General features: G+C 69.9%; 1 pseudogene. It reads left to right on the top strand.

The window, feature by feature from the left end:
- Positions 1-429, top strand: a pseudogene (locus HR086_RS47630) (TIGR02266 family protein); the annotation flags it as partial.

Here is a 429-nt window from a genome sequence, read left to right on the forward strand (position 1 = left end):
CCCCCACGCTGGATGAGCCCTTCGACTTCTCTCCGCCCGCCTCCGCGGAGAACGACGTGGACATTCCGCTCGAGGAGCTCATCGCGAGCACGCCGCCGCCCGTCTCGCTTCCGGATGACGAGCCGCTGCCCGGGTTCGAATTCGAGATAGAGGCAGGACCGGGTGACGCACCTCTGGCCTTCGGGGAGGTGCTCGATGAGCCGGTGAGCCTCGACGAGGCGCCCATCGAGGTCGGCATCACCGTGGAAGAGGAGTCGGCTTCTTCCGCTCCGTCGCGCGCCAGCGGCCCGCTGGAGTTCGACCTGGATATGTCCGAGGCGGCCCTCTCGCCACCTCCTCCCGCTCCACGCGCCGCGCCCTCGCGGGCCAGCGGGCCGCTCGAGTTCGACCTGGACCTCAGCGAGGCGATGGAGGAGTCCCCTCCCACAC

This window comes from Myxococcus sp. CA039A, assembly GCF_013336645.1.
In the GTDB taxonomy this organism is placed as follows: Bacteria; Myxococcota; Myxococcia; order Myxococcales; family Myxococcaceae; genus Myxococcus; species Myxococcus llanfairpwllgwyngyllgogerychwyrndrobwllllantysiliogogogochensis.